General features: G+C 71.7%; 19 protein-coding genes. 9 read left to right on the top strand and 10 right to left on the bottom strand.

Going from position 1 to position 26766, the window contains the following annotated elements:
* Positions 1-107 precede the first annotated feature (107 nt).
* Positions 108-1553: an aldehyde dehydrogenase family protein gene (locus ACZ5CZ_RS01830; RefSeq protein WP_385839649.1), complete on the top strand. Its 1446-nt coding sequence runs from the start codon at positions 108-110 to the stop codon at positions 1551-1553.
* A 15-nt stretch (positions 1554-1568) separates the two neighbouring features.
* On the opposite strand, the gene ACZ5CZ_RS01835 is transcribed toward ACZ5CZ_RS01830, so the two are convergent.
* From ACZ5CZ_RS01835 to ACZ5CZ_RS01865, 7 genes are all read right to left on the bottom strand, one after another.
* Positions 1569-2213, bottom strand: a complete 645-nt coding sequence (locus tag ACZ5CZ_RS01835) for an isoprenylcysteine carboxyl methyltransferase family protein (protein ID WP_468938302.1) — start codon at positions 2211-2213, stop codon at positions 1569-1571.
* Positions 2210-3808 carry an MFS transporter gene (locus tag ACZ5CZ_RS01840; protein WP_468938305.1) on the bottom strand — a complete coding sequence of 533 codons (1599 nt, stop codon included), beginning with the start codon at positions 3806-3808 and terminating at the stop codon, positions 2210-2212. Before ACZ5CZ_RS01840 ends, ACZ5CZ_RS01835 begins: the two co-directional genes overlap by 4 nt.
* Before the next feature lie 58 nt (positions 3809-3866).
* The gene (locus ACZ5CZ_RS01845) at positions 3867-4991 is read right to left on the bottom strand and encodes a type III polyketide synthase (protein WP_468938307.1); all 1125 of its coding nucleotides are present in this window, start codon (positions 4989-4991) and stop codon (positions 3867-3869) included.
* Positions 4992-5048: 57 nt separating this feature from the next.
* Positions 5049-6311, bottom strand: coding sequence for a beta-ketoacyl-[acyl-carrier-protein] synthase family protein (locus ACZ5CZ_RS01850; protein ID WP_468938310.1), 1263 nt, complete (start codon positions 6309-6311; stop codon positions 5049-5051).
* Complete coding sequence (locus tag ACZ5CZ_RS01855; protein ID WP_385839643.1) at positions 6289-6567, bottom strand: phosphopantetheine-binding protein; 279 nt, start codon at positions 6565-6567, stop codon at positions 6289-6291. Before ACZ5CZ_RS01855 ends, ACZ5CZ_RS01850 begins: the two co-directional genes overlap by 23 nt.
* A gap of 353 nt (positions 6568-6920) precedes the next feature.
* Positions 6921-7700: a polysaccharide deacetylase family protein gene (locus tag ACZ5CZ_RS01860; protein WP_385839642.1), complete on the bottom strand. Its 780-nt coding sequence runs from the start codon at positions 7698-7700 to the stop codon at positions 6921-6923.
* Positions 7701-7868: 168 nt separating this feature from the next.
* Positions 7869-10700: a glycoside hydrolase family 3 C-terminal domain-containing protein gene (locus tag ACZ5CZ_RS01865; RefSeq protein WP_468938314.1), complete on the bottom strand. Its 2832-nt coding sequence runs from the start codon at positions 10698-10700 to the stop codon at positions 7869-7871.
* A 367-nt stretch (positions 10701-11067) separates the two neighbouring features.
* Between ACZ5CZ_RS01865 and ACZ5CZ_RS01870 the strand changes: the two genes are divergently transcribed.
* Genes ACZ5CZ_RS01870 through ACZ5CZ_RS01890 form a run of 5 tightly spaced genes read left to right on the top strand, consistent with a single transcriptional unit; the run spans position 11068 to position 17810 of the window.
* On the top strand, positions 11068-12759 hold the full coding sequence (locus ACZ5CZ_RS01870) for an extracellular solute-binding protein (protein WP_468938317.1): 1692 nt from the start codon (positions 11068-11070) through the stop codon (positions 12757-12759).
* Between the two features lie 27 nt (positions 12760-12786).
* Positions 12787-13833 carry an ABC transporter permease gene (locus tag ACZ5CZ_RS01875; protein WP_385839639.1) on the top strand — a complete coding sequence of 349 codons (1047 nt, stop codon included), beginning with the start codon at positions 12787-12789 and terminating at the stop codon, positions 13831-13833.
* Positions 13830-14768 (top strand): carbohydrate ABC transporter permease, encoded by a 939-nt coding sequence (locus ACZ5CZ_RS01880; RefSeq protein WP_385839637.1) that lies wholly within the window; start codon positions 13830-13832, stop codon positions 14766-14768. Before ACZ5CZ_RS01875 ends, ACZ5CZ_RS01880 begins: the two co-directional genes overlap by 4 nt.
* 35 nt (positions 14769-14803) lie before the next feature.
* A complete protein-coding gene (locus ACZ5CZ_RS01885; RefSeq protein WP_468938322.1) occupies positions 14804-17053 on the top strand; it encodes a glycosyl hydrolase family 95 catalytic domain-containing protein in 2250 nt (749 codons plus the stop codon).
* Between the two features lie 43 nt (positions 17054-17096).
* Positions 17097-17810, top strand: coding sequence for a glycoside hydrolase family 12 protein (locus ACZ5CZ_RS01890; RefSeq protein WP_468938325.1), 714 nt, complete (start codon positions 17097-17099; stop codon positions 17808-17810).
* Positions 17811-17866: 56 nt separating this feature from the next.
* On the opposite strand, the gene ACZ5CZ_RS01895 is transcribed toward ACZ5CZ_RS01890, so the two are convergent.
* On the bottom strand, positions 17867-19906 hold the full coding sequence (locus ACZ5CZ_RS01895) for a glycoside hydrolase family 31 protein (protein WP_468938327.1): 2040 nt from the start codon (positions 19904-19906) through the stop codon (positions 17867-17869).
* 86 nt (positions 19907-19992) lie between these two features.
* A complete protein-coding gene (locus ACZ5CZ_RS01900; protein WP_385839632.1) occupies positions 19993-21006 on the bottom strand; it encodes a LacI family DNA-binding transcriptional regulator in 1014 nt (337 codons plus the stop codon).
* A gap of 386 nt (positions 21007-21392) precedes the next feature.
* Between ACZ5CZ_RS01900 and ACZ5CZ_RS01905 the strand changes: the two genes are divergently transcribed.
* A complete protein-coding gene (locus tag ACZ5CZ_RS01905; RefSeq protein WP_467547120.1) occupies positions 21393-23330 on the top strand; it encodes an acyl-CoA dehydrogenase family protein in 1938 nt (645 codons plus the stop codon).
* 24 nt (positions 23331-23354) lie between these two features.
* On the opposite strand, the gene ACZ5CZ_RS01910 is transcribed toward ACZ5CZ_RS01905, so the two are convergent.
* Positions 23355-23822, bottom strand: a complete 468-nt coding sequence (locus ACZ5CZ_RS01910) for a hypothetical protein (RefSeq protein ID WP_385839630.1) — start codon at positions 23820-23822, stop codon at positions 23355-23357.
* Between the two features lie 224 nt (positions 23823-24046).
* Between ACZ5CZ_RS01910 and dxr the strand changes: the two genes are divergently transcribed.
* The gene (gene dxr, locus ACZ5CZ_RS01915) at positions 24047-25318 is read left to right on the top strand and encodes a 1-deoxy-D-xylulose-5-phosphate reductoisomerase (RefSeq protein WP_468938333.1); all 1272 of its coding nucleotides are present in this window, start codon (positions 24047-24049) and stop codon (positions 25316-25318) included.
* Positions 25315-26616 (top strand): M50 family metallopeptidase, encoded by a 1302-nt coding sequence (locus ACZ5CZ_RS01920; protein WP_385839627.1) that lies wholly within the window; start codon positions 25315-25317, stop codon positions 26614-26616. The genes dxr and ACZ5CZ_RS01920 overlap by 4 nt, the downstream gene beginning before the upstream one ends.
* The last annotated feature ends 150 nt before the right edge of the window (positions 26617-26766 follow it).

Raw genomic sequence — 26766 nt, forward strand, 5'->3', positions numbered from 1 at the left:
ACCCGGCCCGACTGCTACTGCGCGGACAAACGACCTCCGGCCGGGCCCGCCCTACCGTGGACCACGAAAGACAAGCACCCCCAACGCGGAAGGGCCGGGACTCGCACATGACTTCCACCCATGCCTTCTGGCTCGCCGGCCGCCAGGTCACCGGCGACGCCGCCTTCGACGTCACCTCCCCGTGGGACGGCCGGCTCGTCGGCAAGGTCAGCGTGCCGAGCGACGCCCAGGTCGAGGAGGCCGTGGCCGCCGCGTACGCCGTGCGGGACGAGTTCGCCGCCACCCCGGCGCACGTCCGCGCCGCCGCCCTCGACCACGTCAGCAAGCGGCTGGCCGAGCGCACCGAGGAGATCGCCCAGCTGATCTCCGCCGAGAACGGCAAGCCCATCAAGTGGGCCCGCGGCGAGGTCGGCCGTGCCGTCTCCGTGTTCCGGTTCGCCGCCGAGGAGGCCCGGCGGTTCAACGGCGGCGAGGCCCAGCGGCTCGACACCGACGCCGGCGGCCAGGGGCGCCTCGCCCTCACCCGGCGCTTCCCGAAGGGTGTCGTCCTCGGCATCGCGCCGTTCAACTTCCCGCTGAACCTGTGCGCCCACAAGGTCGCCCCGGCGATCGCGGTCGGCGCGCCGATCATCCTCAAGCCCGCCCCGGCCACCCCGCTGTCCGGCCTGATCCTCGGCGAGCTGCTCGCCGAGACCGAGCTGCCGGCCGGCTCCTGGAGCGTCCTGCCGGTGCCCAACGACCGGATGCCCGCCCTGGTCCAGGACGAGCGCCTGCCGGTGATCTCCTTCACCGGCTCCGACAAGGTCGGCTACGCGATCATGGACTCGGTGCCGCGCAAGCACTGCACCCTGGAGCTGGGCGGCAACGGCGCCGCGGTCGTCCTCGGCGACTACGCCTCCGACGCCGACCTGGACTGGGCCGCGAGCCGCATCGCGACCTTCTCCAACTACCAGGGCGGCCAGTCCTGCATCTCCGTGCAGCGCGTGATCGTCGACGCCTCCGTCCACGACCGTCTGCTGCCGCGCATCGTCGCCGCCGTCGAGGCCCAGGTCACCGGCGACCCGAGCGACGCCAAGACGGACGTCGGCCCGCTGGTCAGCGAGGACGCCGCGAAGCGCGTGGAGTCCTGGGTGAAGGAGGCCGTCGAGGCCGGCGCCACGCTGCTCACCGGCGGTGACCGCGACGGCGCCTCCTACGCGCCGACCGTCCTCACCGACGTACCGGAGAACGTCACCCTCGCCTGCGAGGAGGTCTTCGGACCGGTCCTCACCGTGCAGAAGGTGGACGGCGAGGACGAGGCCTTCGCCGCGGTCAACAGCTCCAAGTACGGCCTCCAGGCGGGCGTGTTCACCCACGACCTCCAGACCGCCTTCCGTGCCCACCGCGCCCTCGAGGTCGGCGGTGTGGTGATCGGCGACGTCCCGTCCTACCGCGCCGACCAGATGCCGTACGGCGGCGCCAAGCAGTCCGGTGTGGGCCGCGAAGGCGTGCGGTTCGCGATGGAGGACTACACCTACGAGCGCGTGCTGGTCCTGACCGGCCTCGCGCTCTGACCTGCCACGGACAGGTCAGAAAACAGAACGGCCGGAGCCCACTGTGCGGGGGCTCCGGCCGTTCGCCTTTCCGGCACCCCGGCGGCCCGGTGACAGAGGGCGGCCCGCCCCGCTCCCGCACCCGCTCGCCGCGAGCGCCAGCGCCCGCTCCTCCAGCCGCGCCCAGGAGACCAGGAAGACCGTGTTGACGACGGTGAACAGCACGGCGGTCAGCCAGGCGGTGTGCACCATCGGCAGGGCCATGCCCTCCAGCACCACGGCGCAGTAGTTGGGGTGCCGCAGGAACCGGTACGGCCCCCGGCGCACCCGGGCCAGACCGGGGACCACGACGATCCGCGTGTTCCAGCGCGGCCCGAGGGAGCGCATGCACCACCCGCGCACGCCCTGTACCAGCACCAGCACGGCCACCGCGGACCAGCCGACCGGCGGCACGAACGGACGGCGGGCCAGGGTGACTTCGAGCAGCAGCCCGGCGAGCAGGCAGGTGTGCAGCACGATCACCAGCGGATAGCGCCGGTGCCCGTACTCCACACCGCCGTGGGCGGCGGCCCAGCGGGTGTTGCGCCGGGCCACCGACAGCTCGGCCACGCGCACACAGCAGACGGCGGCGACCAGGAGCAGCGCCCCGAGCGGGACCGCCGCCGTGCCGGGGGCGGTCACTCGACCGCTTCCGAGTCCTCCGCGGTCACGGGCACGGCCGTCCGCTCCGCCCCGGGCGCGGGCCGGCCGGAGCCCTCCCGCCGCCCGCTCAGGGCGAGATGACAGATCGCCGCGGCGGTGACCACGGCCACCGCGAGGAGCGCCGCGGACATGCCGTTCATGAACGCGTTCCGCACGTCCGCGGCGAGCGTCGCGCCCCGCGGCCCGAGCAGCTCCGCGACGTACAGCCCGCCGACCGGCGAGCGGCGCACCGCGGCGGCCGCGGCTTCGGGCAGCCGGCCGAGGTCCACCGTCAGCGAGGACCGGTAGTGGCTGCCGAAGACCGAGCCCATGAGCGCGATGCCGAGGGACGCCCCGACCTCCCGGGTGACGTCGTTGGCGGCCGAGGCCACGCCCTGCCGGTCGGGGGGCAGCGAGCCGGTCAGCGCGGAGGTGCCCGCGGCCCCGATCAGGCCGATGCCGAGACCGGCCGGCAGCAGACTGCCGAGGAACGGTGGATACCCGGAGGCGGCCGTCAGCAGCGACATGGCGATCAGCCCGGAGGCGAGCAGCATCAGACCGCACGTCATCACCACCCGGCTGCCCACCCGCCGCACCAGCGGCGGAGTGGCCAGCGAGGTCGGTACGACGACCAGGGCGACCGGCACCAGCGCGACGGCGGACTTCAGCGGGCCGTAGCCGAGGATCAGCCGCAGGTACTGGAGGCCCACGAAGTAGAAGCCGAACAGGATCATGAACTGCACGGTGAGCGCCACACTGCCCAGGGAGAACTCCCGCACCCGGAACAGCCGTGGGTCGAGCAGCGGGTTCTCGGCGCGCAGCCCGAGCAGGGCGTAGGCGGTGCCGGCCGCCACCGCGACGACCAGGGCGACGACGACCTCGGGCGTGCCCCAGCCCTGGTCGCTGCCCGCGATCAGCGCGTACACCAGCGCGCCCGGCGCGAGAGCGGTGCACACCGCTCCGGCGGCGTCGAACCGGCCGGGGGAGGCGTCCTTGGACTCCGGGGCCCACACCCCGGCCGCCACCGCCGCGGCCAGGGCGCCGCAGCCGAGGGCCACGAAGATCGACCTCCAGGAGAAGTACTCCAGCAGGGCTCCGGAGGCGAGCATGCCGAGGATGGACCCGGCGGCGGCGCAGCCGGACCAGATCGCCACCGCCTTGGCGCGCCGGTGCGCCGGGAAGACGCCGGTGATGGTCGACAGGGTCCCCGGCATGATCATCGCGGCGCCCAGGCCCATCACCGCCCGGCACCCGACGAGACCGGTGCTGCTGGAGGACACCGCCGCGGCGAAGGCGGCCCCGCCGAAGACGAAGGTTCCGGCGATCAGTACGGCACGGCGGCCGACCCGGTCACCGAGGGCGCCCAGCGGCAGCACCAGGCCGGCGAGGGCCACCGTGTAGCTGTCGACGATCCAGGTGAGCGAGGTGAAGGAGGCCGACAGGTCGAGGCCGATGTCCGGGAGGGCCAGATTCAGCGCGGACATGGAGGCGGTGACCAGCATCAGCGCCAGGCACATCACGCACAGCACCCGGCGGTGCGCCACCTGGTCCGGTCCGGCCGCCGCTCCTTCGTGGCGCGCGGGGGTGAGGGTCATGGGCGGTCGGCATCCTTGTCTCGTCGTACGGCGGAGGGACTCCCCGGACTCACCGCACTCACCAGCGGGTGAGCACCAGCTCGATGGCGAACCCGGGACCCATGGCGGCGACCAGGCCGGGCGCGCCCGGCGGCGGTGGTGCCGCCATCGCCGTGTGCAGCACGTGCAGCACGGAGGCGGAGGAGAGGTTGCCCTTGTCGGCCAGGGACCGCCGGGTCGGTTCGAGTGCCCGCGGGGGCAGGTCGAAGGCGCGCTCCGCCGCGGTGAGCACCTTCGGCCCGCCGCCGTGCACGATCCAGGTGGCGATCTGCCCGGGGGTGAGCGCGTGCCGGCCGAGCAGGTCGTATACGGCCTTCGGCAGATGCTCCGCGGTGAGTTCCGGGACGTCCTGGGAGAGCAGGATGCGCAGGCCGTGGGAGCCGATGTCCCAGCCCAGCACCTCCTCGGTACCGGGCACCAGTCGGCTGTGGCTGTCCACCAGCTCCGGGCCGCCGCCGGTGCCGCCGGCCTGCCGGTGCCGCTGCGCGCCGAACGCCACGACGGCCGCCGCGCCGTCCCCGAAGAGACTTCCGGCGACGATGTTCGCCATCGACGTGTCGTCGGTCCGGTAGGCCAGGGAGCACAGTTCGACGGAGAGCAGCACCGCGATGTGGCCGGGGTGGCCGAGCAGGTAGTCGCGCAGCAGGGCCAGGCCCGCGGCGCCGCCCGCGCAGCCGTTGCCGAACAGGGGGATGCGCCGGACGTCCGGGCGCAGACCGACCCGCTGCGCCAGCCGCGCCTCGATCGACGGCACCGTCAGCCCGGTGACCGTGGTGCTGATCACGGCGTCCACCTCCGAGGGCCGTACGCCGGCCGCCTCCAGTGCCTCGGTGAGGACCTGTTCGCCGAGGTCCAGCGCGGTCTCGAGCCAGGCCCGGTTGGCGTCGGTGAAGTCGGTCAGGCCGCTCAGCTCTTCGAGCGGCCGCGCGAAGTGGCGGGTCGTCACCCCCGCGTTGGCCTGGATCTTGCGGAGCATCAGCCGGCCGGTTCGGGAGCGCCCCAGCGTGGTGCCCGCGATGGCCTCCATGATCTCTTCCTGGGTGAACCGGTGCTCCGGTACGGCGGTCCGGACCGCCGTGATCCGTGGCCCCGGCTCGGCCGGCCCCCACCCCCCGCGCCCCACCGTCGTCCGACCTGTCGGCATACGGCTTCCACCCCTTTCTGCTGTCTGCGTCGGTGTGCTGTGGCTGTCCCGCGGCGGCTACGCCGGGGTGAGGAGAAGGACGGCGTTCTGGCCGCCGAAACCGAAGGAGCAGCTGAGCCCGGCGCCGGTGACCGGGCGGGGCCGCCCGGCGACGATGTCGAGTTTGTGATCGCCCTCCTGCCCCTCGAAGTTGGCGACCGGAGGCACCAGGCCGTGGCGCAGGGCGAGGACCGTGTACGCCGCCTGGATCGCCCCGGCCGCCCCCAGGGCATGTCCGATCACCCCCTTGGCCGCGGTGACCGCGGGCATGGCCTCGCCGAAGACCCGCGTCAGGGCGGCGGCCTCCGCCGCGTCGTTCAGCGGGGTGCCGGTGCCGTGCGCGTTGACGTGTGCGATGTCCCCGGGGCCGCAGCCGGCGTCCCGCAGCGCGGCGGTGACGGCCCGTACGGCGCCGTCGCCGTCCGGGTGCGGGGCCACCGGGTGGTGGGCGTCGGCACCGGCGCCGTACCCCCGCAGCAGGGCCAGCGGGCGGGCGCGGCGGGCCCGCGCGTCGGCGGCGCGCTCCAGGACGAGGACGGCCGAGCCCTCGCCGAGCACGAAGCCGTCCCGCCGGGCGTCGAACGGCCGGCTGGCCAGCTCCGGCTCCTCGCGGCGCCGGGACAGCGCCCGCATCCGGGTGAAGCAGGTGGCCGTCATCCGGGAGCGGGCCGATTCGCTGCCGCCCGCCAGCACGATGTCGCAGGTGCCCGAGCGGAGCAGATCGCGGGCCACGCCCAGCGCGGTCGTGCCGGAGGCGCAGGCGCTGGCGGTGGTGAAGTTGGGGCCGCGCGCGCCGAGGTCGATGGCGACCTCGCCGGCGGCCATGCTGGGCACGCTGCGCGGCAGGGCGAGCGGCGAGACCCGCTCCGGGCGGCCCGCGCCGAGGTGGCCGAACTCGGTGACGTACGTGCTCAGGCAGTTGGACCCGACCCCGAGGACGACCCCGACCCGGTCGCCCAGCCCGCCGTCGGTACCGCGGCCGGTGCCGGTGCCGGTGCCGGTGCCGAGTCCGGCGTCGGCGACGGCCCGGCGGGCGGCGACCAGGGCGAACTGGATGAACCGGTCCACCCGCCGGGCCAGCGGCCGGCCGAGTTCCGCCGCGGCGTCGAAGCCGGGCACCTGGCAGGAGAAGTCGACCGGGAGCCCGGCGAGTTCGGGATCGGGTGCGGCGAGCGAACGTCCCCGGCACAGGCCCGCCCAGTTGTCCTCGGCGGTGTGTCCCGCCGGGGTGACGAGACCGAGGCCGGTGACGGCGATCTCAGCGCGCGTCGTCGGCGGCACAGGCCGCCTCCTCGAAGACTCGGGCCGCGTCCGCGAGCGTGGAGGCCGGGGAGAGGTCCAGGGTGTCCTCGGGCAGGACGATGCCGAACTCGTCCTCCGCCGCCACCACCAGCTCCATCAGCGACAGGGAGTCCACGCCGAGGCTCTTGAAGGTGGCCGTCGGGGCCAGGTCCCCGGGCTCCAGCCGGACCTCCATGTGCTGGGTCAGCAGGGTCACGAGCTGTTCGGGCAGCGCGCCCCGGGCGGCCTGGGTCATACCGGTGCCTCCTGTTCACGTTCCGCAGCCATCGCGGAACTCCTCTCGGTCCCTCGACGGGCGCGGCAGGCGACCCCGCGTACTACATGATCGTCCGAGCGCCCCTCTGTGAACGCGCTCCGCGGGAGCGGGAAACGTGGTTTCACCCGTTCGAAGACGCTCGACGGCCGATGCCCCTCGGGGCCGGTCCACGGGCGCGGGTACGCGAAGGCGCACACCGGTACATACCGGCACAGCTGGTCGGCGTGTACGGCCTCGGGCAGCCGGCCGGCCAGCACGCCCGCGAGCTTCCAGGAGAACGGCGGGGGCAGATGGGCGGCGTCTCTACGCCCGAAGGCGTGCAGAAACGGTTCTCACGGCCGGTAGACCATGCCCGGCTCCGGCTTGGCCGGGGCGAGCAGCTGGGAGACCGTGACGATCGTGTAGCCGCGCTCCTTGAGCGCCTTGAGGATGCCCGGTACGGCGGGGACGGTGCCCTTGTGCAGGTCGTGCAGGAGGATGATGCCGTCGCGCTGGGTCTGGTCGAGCACCCGCTTGGTGATCAGCGCGGAGTCCGTCGTCTCGTAGTCCTTGGCCGTGACGCTCCACAGCACCTGCGCCAGCCCCAGCTCCTTGCAGATCTCGGCGACCTTGCGGCTGGTACGGCCCTGCGGGGGGCGCATCAGGATGGGCTTCTTGCCGGTGATCCGCTCGATGGCGGTCTGCGTGCTGGTCAGCTCGCTCCGGACGTCCTTGTCGTCGATCTCCGTGAGGACCTCGTGGTACCAGGTGTGGTTGCCGATCTCGTGCCCCTCGTCAGAGATCCGGCGGAGGATCTTGGGGTACGTGTCGATATGGCCCCTGCCCTGGACGAAGAACGTCGCGTGCAGATGGTTCTCCTTCAGGATGTCCAGCAGCCGCGGGGTCGTCGCGCTGGGGCCGCCGTCGAAGGTGAGGGCCACGCACTTCGCCTTGCGGCAGTCGACCGGCCCGGTCACCGTGCCCTTCGCCTTGTCCCGGGCGGCACGCGGCGACGTGTGGTCGAACGTGGTGATCGTCAGGGACACGATCAGCGCCGCCACCAGGGCGGCGATCACGGCCGTCCCGGCGGCGATGAGTATCCGGGGCCGTCGTATTCGCGCGAACGCAGGCATGCGGGGGCCTTTCCAGTGCCAGTGCTTGGTGCCGACGCTTATTAGTGAGGCGTTTTCCGGCCCTCCGGTTGCTCCGCCCGCCGCACCGCACCCGCCCTGCCCGAAGGGGTCCGGCACCGCTGCCTGCCGGTGCCGGACCCCTTCCCCTCGTCGGCCTCGTCCGGACCCTCAACCGGAGAAGCCGACGTGCGCGAGCCGCAGCGGGCCGCGCAGTCTCAGCCGGACGTCATGGACGCCCTCGGCGTCGAGCGCGGCGCCGGTGCTGGTGTAGGCGTAGGGGCCCGCGGTCGGGGTGTCGAGGGCCAGCTCGGCCAGGACCGGGCCGCCGTCCAGGGAGACCTCCAGGACGCCCTGGCCGGCCAGTTGCGCCGTCACCTCGCGCACCCCGGAGCCGAAGTCACAGGCCCGGTAGAGGAGTTCCGCCGTGCCGTCGTGCGCCGGGGTGACCGCGTCGCCAGCCGTCTTCGTGCGGTCCACGATCGCGACGCCGGACTGCTCGTCGAAGTCGGCCGCCGGCAGGCCCCGCCGGACCACCGGACGCGGCGCCGGGGGCTCGCCGTCCAGTACGACGGTCGTGCGCAGCCGGATGTCCTGGCTGGACGCCCCCACAAGAATCTCGTACACGCCCTGCTCCAGCCGGCGCCGGCTGTGCGCGACGTCCCAGAACTCCCAGGCGGACAGGGGGACGTCGAAGGAGACCTGCCGGGTCTCGCCCGGGTCCAGGGCGATCCACTCGTGGGCCAGGAGTTCCCGGCGCGGGCGGGCCGCCGACGGGTCCACGGCCCGGGTGTACAGCTGGACCACCTCGGCCGCCGGGCGGTCCCCGGTGTGGGTGACCGCGCAGTCGACCACGACCGAGCCCGGGCCGACGCGGACCACCAGGTCGGAGTAGGCGAAGGTCGCGTACGACAGGCCGTGGCCGAAGGGGAACAGCGGGGTGCCCTCGAAGTAGAGATAGGTCTGCCGGCCGCCGATCACGTCGTAGTCGAGCAGATCGGGCAGATCGGCGTCCGAGGCGTACCAGGTCTGCGGGAGGCGGCCCGAGGGGGAGACGTCACCGGCCAGCACCCGGGCCAGGGCGGTGCCCGCCGCCTGGCCGCCGTGGGCCGTCCACAGGGCGGCGGGCAGCGAGGTGACGTCCACCGCGTAGGGGTACGCCGACACCAGCACCAGCGCCGTGCGCGGGTTCGCGGCGCGGGCCGCGCGCAGCAGCCGCTGCTGGTGGCCGGGCAGGTCCAGGGTCGTACGGTCCTCGGTCTCGCGGCCGTTGATGTGCGGGTCGTTGCCCGCGACGACGAGCACCACGTCCGCCCCGGCCGCGGCCCGGGCCACGGCCTCCTCGCCGCGCTCGACCGTGATCACCTCGAAGATGTCGCCGGTCTCGGCAACCTGCACGCCGTCGGCGGCGACTCGGACATGGCGGCCCGTGCCGAGATGGGTGAGGAGGTGACCGCCGTGGTGGGGTTCGAGGCGGAAGGTCTCCTGGACCACCCAGCCGCCGGGCTGGTCCGCGGCGGCGCGCAGGTACCCGTCCTCGGCGACGGTCAGATAGCGGCCGTCGGGGGCGCGCAGGGTCAGCACCCCGTCGCCCCACTCGGCCAGGGCGAACTCGGTGCCGGTCGCATCGGTGGTGAGCGGCGGCAGATCGGTGCGGCCGGCGAGCAGCGCCGGGTCGAGGGCGCCCTCGGCGCCGCGCACCTCGTCGGGCGCCTCGGACGGCGGCACGTGCAGGAAGGCGCCGGCGGCGGTGCGCAGCCGGACGCGGTCCACGCCCTCCGTGAACTCCACCCGCTCGGCCCCGAACCGCTCGTACAGGCCCTCCAGCGGGGTGCAGCGGTGGATCAGACTGCCGCTGTACCAGTCGAGCTTGCACTCGTCGGCGAGCGGACCGACCACCGCGATCCGGGTGTCCGGCGCGAGCGGCAGCAGATCGTCGTTCTTCAGCAGGACCACCGCCTGCTCGGCGGCCTCCCGGGCGAGCGCCCGGTGCGCGGGGGTGTCGAACTCGCCGGTGCCCGCGTGCGGGTCGTAGTGCGGGTCGAACTCGCCGAGCCGGAAGCGCACCGAGAGCTGGCGGCGGACGGCCGTGTCGATGTCCGACTCGGTCAGCAGCCCCCGCGCCAGCGCCCCCTTGATGCGGGCGGTGATCTGCGAGGAGTCCGTGCCGTGGTCGGTGAAGCTGTCCACACCGGCCAGCACGGCGGCCGCGGTGGCCTCCTCGTGGGTGTCGAAGTAGTGCTCCGGGTCGACCAGGTTGGACGGCGCGGTGGCGTCCGAGCAGACCATCAGGTCCTCGTCCGTCCAGGTGCGCAGATGCTCGCGCAGATACGGGGAGACGTGGTTGGGGCGGCCGTTGACCAGGCTGTAGGCGGGCATCACGCCGGCCACGGCGCCCGCCTCGACCGTTTCCCGGAAGGCGCGCAGGTCGTACTCGTGCAGCACCCGCGGCCGGACGGAGGCGGAGGAGGTCGCCCGGTCCGTCTCGTTGTTGTGGGCCAGCCAGTGCTTCAGCACGGGTGCGGTACGCCAGTACACCGGGTGGTCGCCGCGCAGCCCGTGGGTGTACGCCGTGGCGATCGCCGAGGTCAGCTTCGGGTCCTCCGAGTAGCCCTCCTCGTTACGGCCCCACAGCGGATGGCGCAGCAGATTGACCGTCGGCGCCCAGACGTTGAGGCTGATCCGTTCGTCGCGGGCGCGCATCGCGCGGATCTCCTTGGACACCGCCTCGCCGACCCGCCGCACCAGCTCCGGGTTCCAGCTCGCGCCCAGGCCGACGGCCTGCGGGAACACCGTCGCCGGGCCCGTCCAGGCGACGCCGTGCAGGGCCTCCTGGCCGGTGCGGAAGGCGGCGATGCCGAGCCGCTCCACGGCGGGCACGAACTGGTGCAGGAACGCCACCTTCTCGTCCAGGGTGAGCCGCGCCAGCAGGTCGTCGATGCGCTTGGCGAACGGCAGGTTCGGATCGCGGAAAGGCGGCGTGGTCGGCGAGTCAACGGTCACGAGCGGTTCCCCTTGCGACGGGAGCGACGAGAAGCTTTCGAAGCGCTTCGATGCTCATTCGACGGTGGGGTGGGTGTCAAGGTCCCGGACCCGAAAAGAGCGGACTTCTCGCCTGCCCCGCAAGGGTGGATCGGCGATGTGCAGGGGGCGCGCCGCATCCCGGGAACTTTCGTAACGACCCTTGTGCGCCCCCAGGGGTTCACTTAATCTCACAGCAACATCGAAGCGCTTCGACTGTGCGGAGCGCTCGATCTGCTCCTCACCCGGGTGTCCTGATCCGGGCGCTTCCGCTCAGCCAGATCCACTCGAGACACCGCAGCCGACGGCCACCGCCGGGTGTCCTGGTGCGCCACGAAGGGTTGACGCAATGACGCCGAACGCCGACTTCGCCCCCACCGGAACCAGCAGGAGAAGCTTCCTCGCCTCCACGGCGGTCGCCGCAGTGGCGGTGGCCGGGGGGATGCCGCTGCTCACCGCCTGCGGCGGGTCGGACAGCAGCTCGGGCGGCGGCTCCTCCTCGGGCAAGGACGCGAAGAAGCTGCTGCCGTCCTACGTCGCCGCCAACGTGGTGACCCCGGACATCCCGGCGAAGAACGGCTCGGCGATCGGCTTCACCGGCAAGCTCGACCTCGCCGGCCTGAAGACCTCGGTGCCCAGGAAGCTCGGCAAGGGCGGCAGGGTCACCGTCATGTCGCCGTTCTGGGGCACCCCGCCCAAGCAGGGCAACGCCTACTACAAGGCGATGAACGACCTGATCGGCGTGGACGTCGTCTGGCAGAACCAGGACGGCAACACCTACGACCAGAAGCTCGGCGCGGTCCTCGCCTCCAGCGACGTACCGGACGTGGTGGTCGTCCCGAGCTGGAACATGGGCGGCAGGATACCCACCGCCATCATCAACAAGTTCGCCGATCTCGGGCCGTACCTCTCCGGCGACAAGGTCAAGGACTACCCGAACCTCGCGGCCATCCCCACCGACGCCTGGCAGCGCTGCATCATCGGCGGCAAGCTGCGCGGCCTGCCGCAGCCCTCCCCGTACGTCACCGGCATCGTGCCCTTCTACCGCAAGGACATCTTCGACAAGAAGGGCTACCAGGTCCCGCGCTCGGCGGACGAGTTCATGTCCCTGGCCAAGGAGATCACCAACGCCAGGGCCAAGCGGTGGGCCTGCCTGGACATGAAGTGGACCGCCTTCCAGATGTTCGGGGTGCTCTCCGGCAGCGAGAAGCCGCTGGGGTGGAACCTCGTCGACGGCAAGATGATCTGCCGCGTCGAGACCGAGGAGTACCTCGAGGCCCTGGAGTGGACCCGCAAGCTCTTCGCCGCCGGGTACGTCCACCCCGACGCCATGATGGGCAAGAACGCCCCCGACGCGGGTCCCAAGTTCGCGGCCGGCGAGTTCCTGATCTACCCCAACAACATCAGCCAGTGGTGGGGCCGTACCGCCGAACAGGCAGCCCAGAACCCGGAGTTCAAGATCTGGGGCATGGACATCTTCGGCCACGACGGCGGCGCCCCGAAGCTGTGGGCCGAGCAGCCCGCCGGCATCTTCGCCTTCATCAACAAGAAGGCATCCGAGTCCGTGATCCGGGACGCGCTCGCCGTCGCCAACGTCACCGCCGCGCCGTACGGCACCAAGGAGTACATGCTCACCAACTACGGCGTGGAGGGCGCCGACTACACGGTCAAGAACGGCGTGCCCAGCAAGACCACCCAGGGCAACAACGAGGTCCTCAACGCCTACGTCATGGTCGCGAGCCCGGCCGCCACCATCGCCCACCCCGACTTCCCCGCCGTCGCCGAGGCCCAGGTGGAGTGGCAGCAGCGGATGGGCGCCTTCACCAGGAAGTCCAGCTTCTACGGCCAGATGATCACCGAGCCGACCCGCTACACCAACCTCGGCAGCGACTTCGAACAGCTCGAGGACGACATCACCCGCGGCCGCAAGAAGATCAGCGACATGCAGCAGGCCGTCTCGGACTGGAAGAGCCAGGGCGGCGACAAGCTGCGCGACTGGTACAAGAAGCTGCTCGACGAGAACGGTCCGGCGGCCGGCTGACCGGGCACCGAGGCAAGGAGGACGGCCGTGTCCCACAGCACCGTGTCCCGCAAGCCGGCCGGAGCGGACGACAGGACGGGCAGGACCCGGGCCGCGTCCGGCGCCGCCGGCGCAGCCCGGGCGGACCACGCCAGGACCAGGACCGGGAAGCCGGGGCTGCGCCAGAGATTCCGGCGCGACCGCATCCTGCTCCTGATGACCCTGCCGGCCGTCCTGCTGCTCCTGGTCTTCAACTACCTGCCGATCCTCGGCAACGTCGTCGCCTTCCAGGACTACGACCCCTACGTCAGCGACAACGGCATCGTCTCGATCCTGCACAGCCCCTGGGTCGGCTTCGACAACTTCCAGCGCATGTTCGACGACCCGGCCTTCTGGAACGCGGTCAAGAACACGCTGGTGCTGTTCTTCCTCCAGCTGGTGCTGTTCTTCCCGGTCCCCATCCTGCTCGCGCTGCTCATCAACAGCGTGGTCAGGCCGCGGCTGCGCTCGCTGTCCCAGGCGATCCTGTACCTCCCGCACTTCTTCTCCTGGGTGCTGGTCATCTCCGTCTTCCAGCAGATCTTCGGCGGCGCGGGCGTCCTGTCGCAGCTGCTGCGACAACACGGGTACGACGGCCTGGACATCATGAGCGACCCGTCCACCTTCAAGTTCCTCGTCACGGCCGAGGGCGTCTGGAAAGACGCGGGCTGGGGGATCATCGTCTTCCTCGCGGCGCTGGCCTCCGTCAGCCCCGACCTGTACGAGGCCGCCGCGATGGACGGGGCGGGCCGCTGGCGCCGGATGTGGCACGTCACGCTGCCCGCGCTGCGCCCGGTGATCGCACTGCTGCTGGTGCTGCGCGTGGGCGACGCCCTGACCGTCGGCTTCGAACAGATCCTGCTCCAGCGGCAGGCCGTCGGGCCGGGCGCGGCGGAGGTCCTCGACACCTTCGTCTGGTGGAACGGCGTACGCAACCAGGACTTCGGTTACGCGGCCGCCGCCGGTCTGATCAAGGGCGTGGTCAGCCTCGGGCTGGTCCTCGCCGCGAACAAGGTGGCCCATCTCATGGGCGAGCAGGGGGTGTACAAGAAGTGACCGAGGTAGTCGACAAGCCTCCGGTACGGCGGCCGTCCCGCTGGACCGCTCCGCCCCGGCCGGTGTGGGAGGAGGAGCCGAGCAGGGCCGGCCTGGCGGGCAAGGGCCTGGTGCTGACCCTGGCCTGCCTCGGCATCCTCTTCCCGCTCTGGATCGTGGTCGTCACCAGCCTGTCCTCCCGCCGGACGATCGACCAGGCGGGCGGGCTGGTGATGGTCCCCAAGGGCGTCACGTTCGTCGCGTACAAGGAGTTGCTGAGCGGCGGCCAGGTCACCCGGGCCACGGTCATCAGCGCCCTCGTCACCCTCGTCGGCACGCTGTTCTCGATGGCGGTGTCCGTCCTGTGCGCGTACGGCCTCTCGCGCATCGGCTCGCTCGGGCACCGCTGGCTGCTGATGCTGCTGCTGGCGACGATGTTCTTCAGCGCGGGTCTGATCCCGACGTACCTGCTGGTGCAGTCCCTGGGGCTGACCGACAGCTATCTCGCGCTGATCCTGCCGAGCGCGGTGAGCGTCTTCAACATCCTGGTCCTGCGCGGGTTCTTCATGGGCATCTCGCAGGAACTGATCGACAGCGCGCGGATCGACGGCGCCGGCGACGTCCGGATCCTGTGGCAGATCGTCATGCCGCTGTCCCGGGCCGTCCTCGCGGTCATCACGCTCTTCTACGCGGTCGGGTACTGGAGCGCCTGGTTCAACGCGTCGCTGTACCTCAACGACCAGGACATGATGCCGTTGCAGAACGTCCTGATCCAGCTGGTGCAGAAGCAGGAGGCGCCGGTGGGGCTGAGCCAGGCGATCAAGACGGGCCAACTGTCCGGTCTGGCGGTGCAGATGGCGGTGATGGTGATGGCGCTGCTGCCGGTCGCGGTGTTGTCGCCGTTCGTCCAGAAGCACTTCAAGAAGGGGATGCTGACGGGGGCGGTGAAGGGTTGAGCCGGCAGTCTTCCCAGGGGGCATCCGAGGCATCCGTGGTGCACGGTACCTGGGAGCCTGCTCCGGCTGCCCGCTGGGAGGACGCCTTCCTGACCGGGAACGGTCACCATGGCGCCCTGGTGTTCGGTGATCCGAACGACGACCGTGTCATCGTCACCCATCACACCCTGGTCCGCCCCAACGGCTCCGAACACGCCCGGCCGCCCCGGCTCGCCGACCGGCTCCCCGCCCTCCAGGACCGGTTGCTCGCCGGTGACCTCACCGCCGCCGAGGAGTTCACCGACGGCCGCCCGCTGCACTGGGTGCAGCCCTTCCACCCGGCCTTCCAGCTGCGGGTGCGCGGCACCGGGGAGACCGGGGGCGGCCACCGGCGGACCCTCGACTTCAGCACCGGCGAGGCCGCGGCCGGCTGCGCCGGCGCGCGCAGCCGGGTCTTCGTCTCCCGCGCGGACGACGTGATCGTGCACGAGGTCACCGGCGGCACCCTCGACATCTGCCTGGACCACCGGCTGCCCGGCGTCCCGGCCGGGCTGCGGGTCGGCCAGGGCACCGTGCTGATCCCCGAGGGCGCCCTGCTCAGCCTGCGCGCCCGCTACCCGGGCAGCGACCGCGCCTACACCGGGGTGACCGTCGTCGTGCTCGACGGCGGCAGCGCGGAACTCACCCCGCCGGCCGTGCGCGTCACCGGCGCCCGCTCGGTGCTGCTGCTGACCCGGGTGCACCGGCACACCGGCGAACTGGACGTCGTCGCCGCAGGCCGGGAGCTGCGCGACCTCGTCACGGGCGCCGAGACCGGTGCCAAGGCCGGTGCCGAGACGCGTGCCAAGGCCGGTGCCGAGACCGGCGGGCGGCCGTACGACGATCTCCTCGCCCGGCATCTCGCCCTGCACCGCACCGCCTACCAGCGGGTGACGCTCGACCTCGACGCCGACCCCGCCGAGCGCGCGCTGCCCGGCTCCGAGCTGCTGAGCCGCCCGCACAGCCCGGCGCTGCTGGAGCGGCTCTTCGCCGCCGGCCGCTATCACCTGCTGTCCAGCAGCGGCCTGCTCCCGCCCCGGCTCACCGGGCTGTGGACGGGGGAGTGGGACACGGCGTGGTCCGGCGCCCTCACCACCAACGCCAACCTCAATCTCCAGACCGCCAGCGCCCCCGCCGCCGCGCTGCCCGAGGTCACCGAGGCGCTCGCCCGGTTCGTCCAGCGGCAGCTGCCCGACTGGCGGGAGAACGCCCGGGCGATCTTCGGCGCCCGGGGTGCCGTCGTGCCCGCGCACACCGACGGCGAGTCCGGGCTGACGTACCACTTCAGCCGCGAGTACCCGCTGCACCTGTGGACCGCCGGTCTGGACTGGCTGCTCAAGCCGCTGCTCGACCACGACGAGATCCACCGCCCGAGCGGCGCCGAGCCGGATCCGCGCACCGTCACCGCCCTCGCCGAGGCGGCCGCCTTCTACGCCGACTTCCTCACCCGCACCGACGCCGACGGACACCTCGTCGTCGTCCCCTCCTACTCGCCGGAGAACCGCCCCGCCAACGGCGGCTGGGGCGTGCTGAACGCGGCCATGGATCTCTCGGCCGCCCGGCACGCCCTGCGCACCGCCGCCCGCCACCACCCCGAACGGGCGGGCCAATGGCTGGCGTTGGCCGACCGGCTGCCACCGCACCGGATCAACCGGGACGGAGCGCTGGCCGAATGGGCCTGGCCCGGACTCGACGACACCTACGACCACCGCCACCTCAGCCATCTGTACGGCGTCTGGCCCCTGGAGGAGATCACCCCCCACGACACCCCCGAGCCGGCCGCCGCCGCCCTCCGTGCCCTCGAACTGCGCGGCGCCGAGAACGACTCCGCCCACGGCCATCTGCACCACGCCCTGGTCGCCGCCCGGCTCGGCGCCGCCGACCGGGTCGCGCACGCCCTGGACCGGGTCCTCGGCGGCGACTACTTCCACGCCTCCCTGATGAGCGCCCACTACCCGGACCGCCGCGTCTACAACGCGGACGCGGCGCACACCCTGCCCGGCGTGCTCATCGAGGCGCTGGTGCAGTCCACCCCGGACCGGCTGGTCCTGCTCCCCGCCGTCCCGGCCGGCTGCCCGCGCGGTGAACTGCGCGGTGTCCAGGCCCGGTTCGGGGCGGAGATCGACCTCAGCTGGCGTCCGGACGGGGCCCGAGCCGTCGTGAAGCCCCGGCGCACCCACCGCATCGAACTGCGGACTTCCTCCGGCACCGAGCCGCTCGACCTCGTCGCCGGAGAAGACCGCGTCCTCACCCTGGGGGCGCGGTAGCCGAGAAAACCCCACACTCCCCCCCACCCATGGAAGGGACACCATGGCAACGAGAACCCTGAGCGGGGTCGCCAAGGCCCTCATAGCCCCCACACTGGCCCTCGGCGCGACCGTCGGCCTCGCCTCCGCCCCCGCCTCCGCCGCCGTCTGGTCCTCCTGCGACCAGTGGGCCTCCACCACGCTGAACGGCTACACCCTGTACAACGACATCTGGGGCTCCGGCGCCGGCAGCCAGTGCATCTGGGCCAACTCCGGCACCAACTGGGGCGTCTGGGCCAACCACCCCAACACCGGCGGGATCAAGTCCTACCCCAACGCCGACAAGGTGATCAACAAGTCGATCACCTCCCTCTCCTCGCTGACCAGCAGCTACAACGTCAGCGTCCCCTCCTCCGGCGCCTACGAGACGGCGTACGACATCTGGGACACCAACCACAAGTACGAGATCATGCTCTGGCTCAACAAGACCGGACCCGTCGGCCCGCTCGGCACCTCGCAGGGCACCGTGACGCTCGGCGGCTCGACCTGGACGGTCTACAAGGGCACCAACGGCTCCAACGACGTGTTCTCGTTCCTCCGCACCTCCAACTCCAGCTCCGGCACGGTCGACATCCTGCCGATCCTGAAGTGGATCAAGGACACCAAGGGCTGGTTCGGCAACGTCACCATCGGTGACCTCCAGTTCGGCTTCGAGATCACCTCCTCCTCCGGCGGCCTGAACTTCACGGTCAACAGCGAAAGCGTCACCAGCAGCTGACCCGGCAGCCGGTCCGGCAGGGGGCGCGGCTCCCCGCGCCCCCTGCTCGCCACCCCTCACCCGTTGATCGGCAGCTCTGCCCCGTCCCGCAGGAACAGCGGGATCCGGTCCAGCGGCGCGTCCACCGTGACCTCCGTACCGCCCTCGTACGACTCGCCCGTCCACGCGTCCGTCCAGAGCGCGCCCGCCGGCAGATACGTCGTACGGACCCTCTCACCCGACGTCAGCACCGGGGCGACCAGCAGGTCCCGGCCGAACAGGTAGGCGTCGTCCACGGACCAGGCCGCACCGTCCTCCGGGAACTCCAGGAACAGCGGCCGCAGCACCGGCAGACCCTCCTCGTGCGCCTGTCGCATCGCGTCGAGGATGTACGGCCTGAGCCGCTCGCGCAGCCGCAGATAGCGCTCCAGGATCGCGCCGGCCTCCTCGCCGTAGGACCACACCTCGTTGGGGCCGCCGGTCATCTCCGGGCCCAGCGGCATCCCCGGGTCCCGGAAGCCGTGCAGCCGCATCAGCGGGGACAGCGCGCCGAACTGGAACCAGCGGATCAGCACCTCGCGGTAGGCCGGGTCGTCCGGGTCGCCGCCGTGGAAGCCGCCGATGTCCGTGTTCCACCAGGGGATGCCGGACAGCGCGGTGTTCAGGCCCGCCGCGATCTGCCGGCGCAGGGTCGCGAAGTCGGTGCCGATGTCACCCGACCACAGCGCGGCGCCGTACCGCTGGCTGCCCGCCCACGCCGAGCGGTTGAGGGTGAGGACCTCCTCGCCCTCGGCGCGCAGCCCGTCGTGGAAGGTGCGGGCGTTCTCCGCCGGGTAGAGGTTGCCGACCTCCAGGCCGGGGCCCGCCCAGTAGCGCAGGTTCTCGGGGAAGCCGGGCTTCAGCTCGGGCTCGCAGGCGTCCAGCCAGAACGCCGAGATGCCGTACGGAACCAGGTAGTTGTCCCGCACCTTCGACCACACGAACTCCCGGGCCTCCGGGTTGGTGGCGTCGTAGAAGGCCACCTGCACGGTGGAGGCGACCTCCTTGTCCGGCCAGTCGGCGTGCGCCATCGGCCCGTACTGCGTGCCGATGAAATAGCCGCGCTGCTCCATCACGGGGTGGTTCTCCGACAGCGGCGACACCGACGGCCACACCGACACCACCAGCTTGATGCCCAGCTCGTCCAGCTCGCGGACCATCGCCGCCGGGTCGGGCCACTCCTTCGGGTCGAACTTCCACTCGCCGAGGTGCGTCCAGTGGAAGAAGTCGCACACGATCGCCGAGATCGGCAGGTTCCGCCGCTTGTACTCACGGGCCACGGCGAGCAGCTCGTCCTGGGTGCGGTAGCGCAGCTTGCACTGCCAGAAGCCGGCCGCCCACTCCGGCAGCATCGGCGTGCGGCCCGTCACCGCGCTGTAGGAGCGCTGCCCGTCGGCCGGGGTGCCCGCCGTGATCCAGTAGTCGATCTGCCGCGCCGAGTCCGCGACCCAGCGAGTGCCGTTGCCCGCCAGCTCCACCCGGCCGATCGCCGGGTTGTTCCACAGCAGGGTGTAGCCCCGGCTGGACACCAGCACCGGCACGCTCACCTCGGCGTTGCGCTGCACCAGGTCCAGCACCAGACCCTTCTGGTCCAGCCGCCCGTGCTGGTGCTGGCCCAGGCCGTACAGCTTCTCGCCCTCGTACGCGGCGAACCGCTGCTCCAGCCGGTGGTGGCCGTTGCCGACCGCCGTGTACAGCCTGGGCCCGGGCCACCAGAAGTGGGCCCGCTCCTCGGCCAGCAGCTCGCTGCCGTCGTCGGTGCGCAGGAACCGGATCAGACCCTCCGCGGTCACCTCCACGGTCAGCGCGCCCACCGTCAGCCGGGCCAGCTCGCCATCGGTCTTGACCGTGCCGGCCCGCTCCGGCGGGGTGTCGAGGAGCGCCCCCGGCAGCCCCTCCAGCACCGGGCCGCCGAGCCGGGCCCGTACCCGGACCGCGTCCCGGCCCCAGGGCTCGATCCGCACCGTCTCCTGACGGCCGCTCCACTCCAGCGCGCCGTCCCGCTCACGGAAGGTGCCGACGGTGGGGGAGGACTGGGCGAGAGAGACCTTCGACTGCACGACGCCAGGCTGATTCACTGCATGCTCCTGAAAGAGTGCGGGACAGGGACAAGGCAGGCAGAGGTGTGCCCCGGACGCACCGGAGCACGGGGAGGAGGGGTGGGTCAGGAGGCGGCCGGAGCCGGTCCCGAACTCGCCCGTACCGTCAGCTCGGGCGCGATCAGCACGACCTCGTCGCCGCCCCGCCCGTCCAGCTTGGCCACCAGATGCTCCACGGCGTGCCGGCCCATCTCCTGCGCCGGTACGGCGACCGAGGTCAGCCGCACCGAGGCCTGCACGGCGACCTGCTCCGGGCAGATCGCGACCACCGAGACGTCCTCCGGCACGGCCCGGCCCTGCTGGCGCAGCAGCGCGAGCAGCGGTTCCACCGCCGACTCGTTCTGCACCACGAACCCGCTGGTCCCGGGCCGCTCGTCGAAGATCCGGGCCAGGGTCAGGGCCATCGCGTCGTACCCGCCCTCGCACGGGCGGTGCAGCACCCGCACATCCGTCGCGCGGGCACGGGCGCGCAGACCGTCGAGGGTGCGCTCGGCGAAGCCGGTGTGCCGCTCGTAGACGGCCGGGGCCTCGCCGATGACCGCGACATCACGGTGACCGAGCCCCGCCAGATGCTCCACACAGAGCGCGCCGGTCGCCGTCCAGTCCAGGTCCACGCAGGTCAGTCCGGTGGTCTGGGCGGGCAGGCCGATGAGCACGGAGGGCTGGTCGGTCTCCCGCAGCAGCGGCAGCCGCTCGTCCTCCAGCTCGACGTCCATCAGGATCATCGCGTCCGCGAGCCCGCTGCCGGTCACCCGGCGCACCGCGTCCGGCCCCTCCTCGCCGGTGAGCAGCAGTACGTCGTACCCGTGGGTCCGGGCCGTGGTGGCCACCGCGATGGCGATCTCCATCATCACCGGCACATACATGTCGGTGCGCAGCGGGATCATCAGCGCGATGATGTTCGACCGGTTGCTGGCCAGGGCGCGGGCGCCCGCGTTCGGGTGGTAGCCCAGCTCCCGGATGCTCTGTTCGACCCGCTGCCGGGTGGTCGCGGAGATCGACCGCTTGCCGCTGAGGACATAGCTCACCGTGCTCGCCGAGACTCCGGCGTGCTGGGCGACCTCGGCGAGGGTGACCATCCGGCTCTCCAAGCTGTTGTGAAGCGCTTCGACACGGGCGCATAGCCGACGGGGATGAATGAGGGTGGCATTGACACTAGCCCCAGCGAGGGCAGGGTGTCCAGAGGATGTCGAAGCGCTTCGACAGCGATTTCCCCCGCGCGTGTCCGGGACCCGCTGTGGCTCCCTCCCCGGCGAGCGACGGCCGCACCGGAGCGGTGCACGAACCGTCCCCCCGGAAGGACCCCCGGCGCAACACCCCGGACCACGCCCGGCGGAGACGAAGCATGGGCCGATCGGACGCGCGAGGGGTGGTGGGGTCGCCCCGTTTCGGGTACCAACGATCCAGTAGCACCGGTCGGTACGAACGACCCGAAAACATCCCTCTTCGCGGCGAGGTGAGCCTCATGTCCGCCCCCACCACTCCTCGTACCAACGTCACCGAGCGGGAGGCCCGCCAGGTGGCGGAGGCCGCCCGGGAACAGCACTGGCGCAAGCCCAGCTTCGCCAAGGAACTCTTCCTCGGGCGATTCCGGCTCGACCTCATCCACCCCCACCCCCTGCCCGGCGACGAGGCCGTACAGCGCGGCGAGGAGTTCCTCGCCAAGCTCCGCGCCTTCTGCGAGTCCACCGTCGACGGCGCCCGCATCGAGCGCGAGGCCCGCATCCCCGACGAGGTCGTCGCCGGGCTCAAGGAACTCGGCGCCCTCGGCATGAAGATCGACCCCAAGTACGGCGGCCTCGGCCTCACCCAGCTGTACTACAACAAGGCCCTCGCGCTGGCCGGCTCTGCGAGCCCCGCCGTCGGCGCGCTGCTCTCCGCCCATCAGTCGATCGGCGTACCGCAGCCGCTGAAGATGTTCGGCACCCAGGAGCAGAAGGACGCCTTCCTGCCCCGCTGCGCCCGCACCGACATCTCCGCCTTCCTGCTCACCGAGCCCGACGTCGGCTCCGACCCGGCCCGGCTCGCCACCACCGCCGTGCCCGACGGCGACGCCTACGTCCTCGACGGGGTGAAGCTGTGGACCACCAACGGCGTGGTCGCCGACCTGCTCGTCGTCATGGCCCGCGTGCCCGTGTCCGAGGGCCACCCGGGCGGCATCACCGCCTTCGTGGTGGAGGCGGACTCCGAGGGCATCACCGTGGAGAACCGCAACGCCTTCATGGGGCTGCGCGGCATCGAGAACGGCGTGACCCGCTTCCACCGGGTCCGGGTGCCGGCCGCCAACCGCATCGGCCCCGAGGGCGCCGGCCTGAAGATCGCGCTGACCACCCTCAACACCGGCCGGCTGTCGCTGCCCGCGATGTGCGCGGGCGCCGGCAAGTGGTGTCTGAAGATCGCCCGCGAATGGTCCGCGGAGCGTGAGCAGTGGGGCAAGCCGGTCGCCCTGCACGAGGCCGTCGGCGCCAAGATCAGCTTCATCGCGGCCACCACCTTCGCCCTGGAGGCCGTCCTCGACCTGTCCTCCCAGATGGCCGACGAGGACCGCAACGACATCCGCATCGAGGCCGCTCTCGCCAAGCTCTACGGCTCCGAGATGGCCTGGAAGATGGCCGACGAACTGGTCCAGATCCGCGGCGGACGCGGCTACGAGACGGCCGAGTCGCTCAGGGCACGCGGCGAACGCGCGGTCCCCGCCGAGCAGATGCTCCGCGACCTGCGCATCAACCGCATCTTCGAGGGCTCCACGGAGATCATGCACCTGCTGATCGCCCGCGAGGCCGTGGACGCCCACCTCTCGGTCGCCGGTGACCTCATCGACCCCGACAAGACCCTCGCCGACAAGGCGCGGGCGGGCGCGAACGCGGGCGTCTTCTACGCCAAGTGGCTGCCGAAGCTGGTCGCCGGACCCGGACAACTCCCCACGTCGTACGGCGAGTTCAAGCACGGCATCGATCTGTCCGGGCATCTGCGCTATGTCGAGCGCACCGCCCGCAAGCTGGCCCGCTCCACCTTCTACGCCATGTCCCGCTGGCAGGGCCGGATGGAGACCAAGCAGGGCTTCCTCGGCCGGATCGTGGACATCGGCGCGGAACTCTTCGCCATGAGCGCGGCCTGTGTCCGCGCCGAGCGGCTGCGCACCCGCGGCGAACACGGCCGCGAGGCCTACCAGCTGGCCGACGCCTTCTGCCACCAGGCCCGCATCCGGGTGGACGAGCTGTTCGGCCGGCTGTGGACCAACACGGACGGCCTCGACCACAAGGTGGTCAAGGCCGTCCTCGCCGGGTCCTACACCTGGCTGGAAGAGGGGATCATCGACCCGTCCGGCGACGGCCCGTGGATCGCCGACGCGACCCCCGGACCCGCGACCCGGGCGAGCGAACGCCGACCCTTCGGCGACTGACCCCCGCCGGGCGCCTGGGGCGGGTCAGTTGCCCCAGGTGCCCTGGTTCACGGCGCAGTTCCAGCCCGTGCCGTGGAGCGTGAACTTCACCTGGTAGGTACGGGTGTTGAGCAGATGCGTCGGAATCCTCATGCCGAGGCTCTTCTTCGCCTTCAGCGTGCCCGTGTACACGGACACCGACTGGGTCGAGTTGTGGGTGATCCGGCCACCCGTGGCCCTCGCCGTGCCGAAGCGGAGGTACTTCACGTTGGTGACGCTGAAGGTGACCTTCTTGAAGGACGTGGTCGTGCTCTTGTTCTTGATGCCGAAGTACAGGCCGCCGTTGGTCACCCAGTGGTGCGAGTTGATGTAGAAGCGGCTCGGGTAGACCAGGTCCACCGGGCAGCCGGCGCCGGCCGACGTGCGGGTGGCGGCGGACGCCGTACCGGCGATCCCCAGCTGAGCGGTGGTCAGGACGGCTGCTCCGGCCAGGACGGCCGCGGTGGTGCGCATACGGTTCATCGTGGTGGTACTCCCCCTTTGAGGCCCGACGTGACGGGCTGCACCGGAAGGATGCCACTGCCGGCCGCCGTCCGCGCGCGATTTCCGTGCCTTTCCGACGGGACCGGTACAAGGTAGTGACACAACGGGTGGCCTGTGTCACATGATCGTCACGGAGCCGCCCTTCCGAGGGACACCCTGTCCGGGCGCCGGACGGGTGCGGCCACAATGGAGGGATGACCGACAGTCCCGCCCATCCGGCACCCCTCGCCGATCCGCACCTCGTCTACGACCCCGTGGCCGGCGACGGCCCCAAGGACGTGGTGATCCTCGGCTCCACCGGATCCATCGGCACCCAGGCCATCGACCTCGTGCTGCGCAACCCCGACCGCTTCCGGGTCACCGCCCTCTCCGCGAACGGCGGCCGCACCGCCCTCCTCGCCGAGCAGGCGCACCGGCTGCGGGTGCGCACCGTCGCGGTCGCCCGCGAGGACGCCGTACCCGCGCTGCGCGAGGCGCTCGCCGCGCACTACGGCCCCGGCGAGCCGCTGCCCGAGATCCTCGCCGGACCCGACGCGGCCACCCAGGTCGCCGCCTCCTCCTGCCACACCGTGCTCAACGGCATCACCGGCTCCATCGGCCTCGCGCCGACGCTGGCCGCGCTGGAGGCGGGCCGTACCCTCGCGCTCGCCAACAAGGAGTCGCTGATCGTCGGCGGACCGCTGGTCAAGGCGCTCGCCAAGCCGGGCCAGATCATCCCGGTCGACTCCGAGCACGCCGCCCTCTTCCAGGCGCTGGCGGCGGGCACCCGGGCCGACGTCCGCAAGCTGGTGGTGACGGCGTCCGGCGGCCCCTTCCGCGGCCGGACCAAGGCCGAGCTGGCCCGGGTCACCGTCGAGGACGCCCTCGCCCACCCCACCTGGGCGATGGGCCCGGTGATCACGATCAACTCCGCGACCCTCGTCAACAAGGGCCTGGAGGTCATCGAGGCGCACCTCCTCTACGACATTCCCTTCGACCGCATTGAGGTCGTCGTGCACCCCCAGTCGTATGTTCACTCGATGGTCGAGTTCACCGACGGATCCACGATCGCCCAGGCGACGCCCCCCGACATGCGCGGGCCGATCGCCATCGGTCTGGGCTGGCCCGAACGCGTGCCGGACGCGGCGCCCGCCTTCGACTGGAGCAAGGCCTCCACCTGGGAGTTCTTCCCGCTGGACAACGAGGCGTTCCCCTCGGTGGACCTCGCCCGGCACGTGGGGCAGCTCGCGGGCACGGCTCCGGCGGTGTTCAATGCGGCCAACGAGGAGTGCGTCGACGCCTTCCGCGGCGGCGCGCTGCCCTTCAACGGGATCATGGAGACCGTCACCCGGGTGGTGGAGGAGCACGGCACCCCCGGCACGGGAACCTCACTCACGGTGTCGGACGTCCTCGAAGCGGAGACCTGGGCCCGCGCCCGGGCCCGCGAACTCACAGCCACGACGGCGACCGCGGAGGCGCGTGCATGACGACCTTGATGTTCATCCTCGGCATAGTGGTCTTCGCGGTCGGCCTGCTCGTCTCCATCGCATGGCACGAGCTGGGACACCTCTCCACGGCCAAGCTCTTCGGCATCCGCGTCCCGCAGTACATGGTCGGCTTCGGCCCGACCATCTGGTCGCGGAAGAAGGGCGAGACCGAGTACGGCATCAAGGCGGTCCCGCTCGGCGGCTACATCCGCATGATCGGTATGTTCCCGCCCGACGACCAGGGCCGGGTCTCCGCCCGCTCCACGTCGCCCTGGCGCGGCATGATCGAGGACGCCCGCTCGGCCGCCTTCGAGGAGCTGAAGCCCGGCGACGAGACGCGCATGTTCTACACGCGCAAGCCGTGGAAGCGCGTCATCGTCATGTTCGCCGGCCCCTTCATGAACCTGATCCTCGCGATCGCCCTGTTCCTCACCGTGCTGATGGGCTTCGGCGTCCAGGAGCAGACCACCACCGTCCGCTCGGTCTCGCCCTGCTCCATCGCGCAGAACCAGAACCGCGACACCTGCAAGAAGTCCGACCCGGTCTCCCCGGCGGCCCAGGCCGGTCTGAAGGCGGGCGACAAGATCGTCTCCTTCGCCGGCACCCCCACCAAGGACTGGAACACCCTCTCGGACCTCATCCGGGACAGCGCGGGACAGAACGTCACGATCGTCGTCGACCGCCACGGCCGGCAGCTCACCCTGCACACCACGATCAAGACGAACCTGGTCGCCAAGAAGGACGCGAACGGCCAGTACACCAAGGGCTACGTCAAGGCCGGCTTCCTCGGCTTCAGCGCCGCCACCGGTGTCGTCCACAAGGACTTCGGCGAGTCCCTGACCTGGATGGGCGACCGGGTCGGCGACGCCGTCGACTCCCTCGCCGCACTGCCCGGCAAGATCCCCGCCCTGTGGAACGCCGCCTTCGGCGACGGCCCGCGCGAACCGGACTCCCCGATGGGCATCGTCGGCGCGGCCCGGGTCACCGGCGAGATCGCCACCCTCGACATCCCCGCCTCCCAGCAGGTGGCGATGTTCGTGATGCTCCTCGCCGGCTTCAACCTCTCCCTCTTCCTGTTCAACATGCTCCCGCTGCTCCCGCTCGACGGCGGGCACATCGCGGGCGCCCTGTGGGAGGCGCTGCGCCGGAACCTGGCCCGGGTGCTGCGCCGCCCGGACCCCGGCCCGTTCGACGTGGCCAAGCTGATGCCCCTGGCCTACGTGATCGCCGGGATCTTCGTCTGCTTCACCCTGCTGGTGCTGATCGCGGACGTCGTCAACCCGGTGAAAATCTCCTAGCCACGGGCCGTTCACGGACGGCCCGGAAACCCCTGTGTTCCGGGCCGTCTTCCATCGAGTGGGTTTACCGGTCTGATGTGCCGGGGCACGGGGCGGTGCCGTAATCTCGGAGCCTCGGGTGCCGTAATCTCGGAGCCTGGAGCCCACTGT

The organism is Streptomyces sp. NPDC031418 (assembly GCF_055581605.1).

Coding starts and splice junctions, on each gene's coding strand:
- ACZ5CZ_RS01830 (WP_385839649.1), top strand. CDS start 108: ATGACTTCCACCCATGCCTTCTGGCTCGCCGGCCGCCAGGTCACCGGC.
- ACZ5CZ_RS01840 (WP_468938305.1), bottom strand. CDS start 3,808: ATGACCCTCACCCCCGCGCGCCACGAAGGAGCGGCGGCCGGACCGGAC.
- ACZ5CZ_RS01845 (WP_468938307.1), bottom strand. CDS start 4,991: ATGCCGACAGGTCGGACGACGGTGGGGCGCGGGGGGTGGGGGCCGGCC.
- ACZ5CZ_RS01855 (WP_385839643.1), bottom strand. CDS start 6,567: ATGACCCAGGCCGCCCGGGGCGCGCTGCCCGAACAGCTCGTGACCCTG.
- ACZ5CZ_RS01860 (WP_385839642.1), bottom strand. CDS start 7,700: ATGCCTGCGTTCGCGCGAATACGACGGCCCCGGATACTCATCGCCGCC.
- ACZ5CZ_RS01870 (WP_468938317.1), top strand. CDS start 11,068: ATGACGCCGAACGCCGACTTCGCCCCCACCGGAACCAGCAGGAGAAGC.
- ACZ5CZ_RS01890 (WP_468938325.1), top strand. CDS start 17,097: ATGGCAACGAGAACCCTGAGCGGGGTCGCCAAGGCCCTCATAGCCCCC.
- ACZ5CZ_RS01900 (WP_385839632.1), bottom strand. CDS start 21,006: ATGGTCACCCTCGCCGAGGTCGCCCAGCACGCCGGAGTCTCGGCGAGC.
- ACZ5CZ_RS01905 (WP_467547120.1), top strand. CDS start 21,393: ATGTCCGCCCCCACCACTCCTCGTACCAACGTCACCGAGCGGGAGGCC.
- ACZ5CZ_RS01910 (WP_385839630.1), bottom strand. CDS start 23,822: ATGCGCACCACCGCGGCCGTCCTGGCCGGAGCAGCCGTCCTGACCACC.
- dxr (WP_468938333.1), top strand. CDS start 24,047: ATGACCGACAGTCCCGCCCATCCGGCACCCCTCGCCGATCCGCACCTC.
- ACZ5CZ_RS01920 (WP_385839627.1), top strand. CDS start 25,315: ATGACGACCTTGATGTTCATCCTCGGCATAGTGGTCTTCGCGGTCGGC.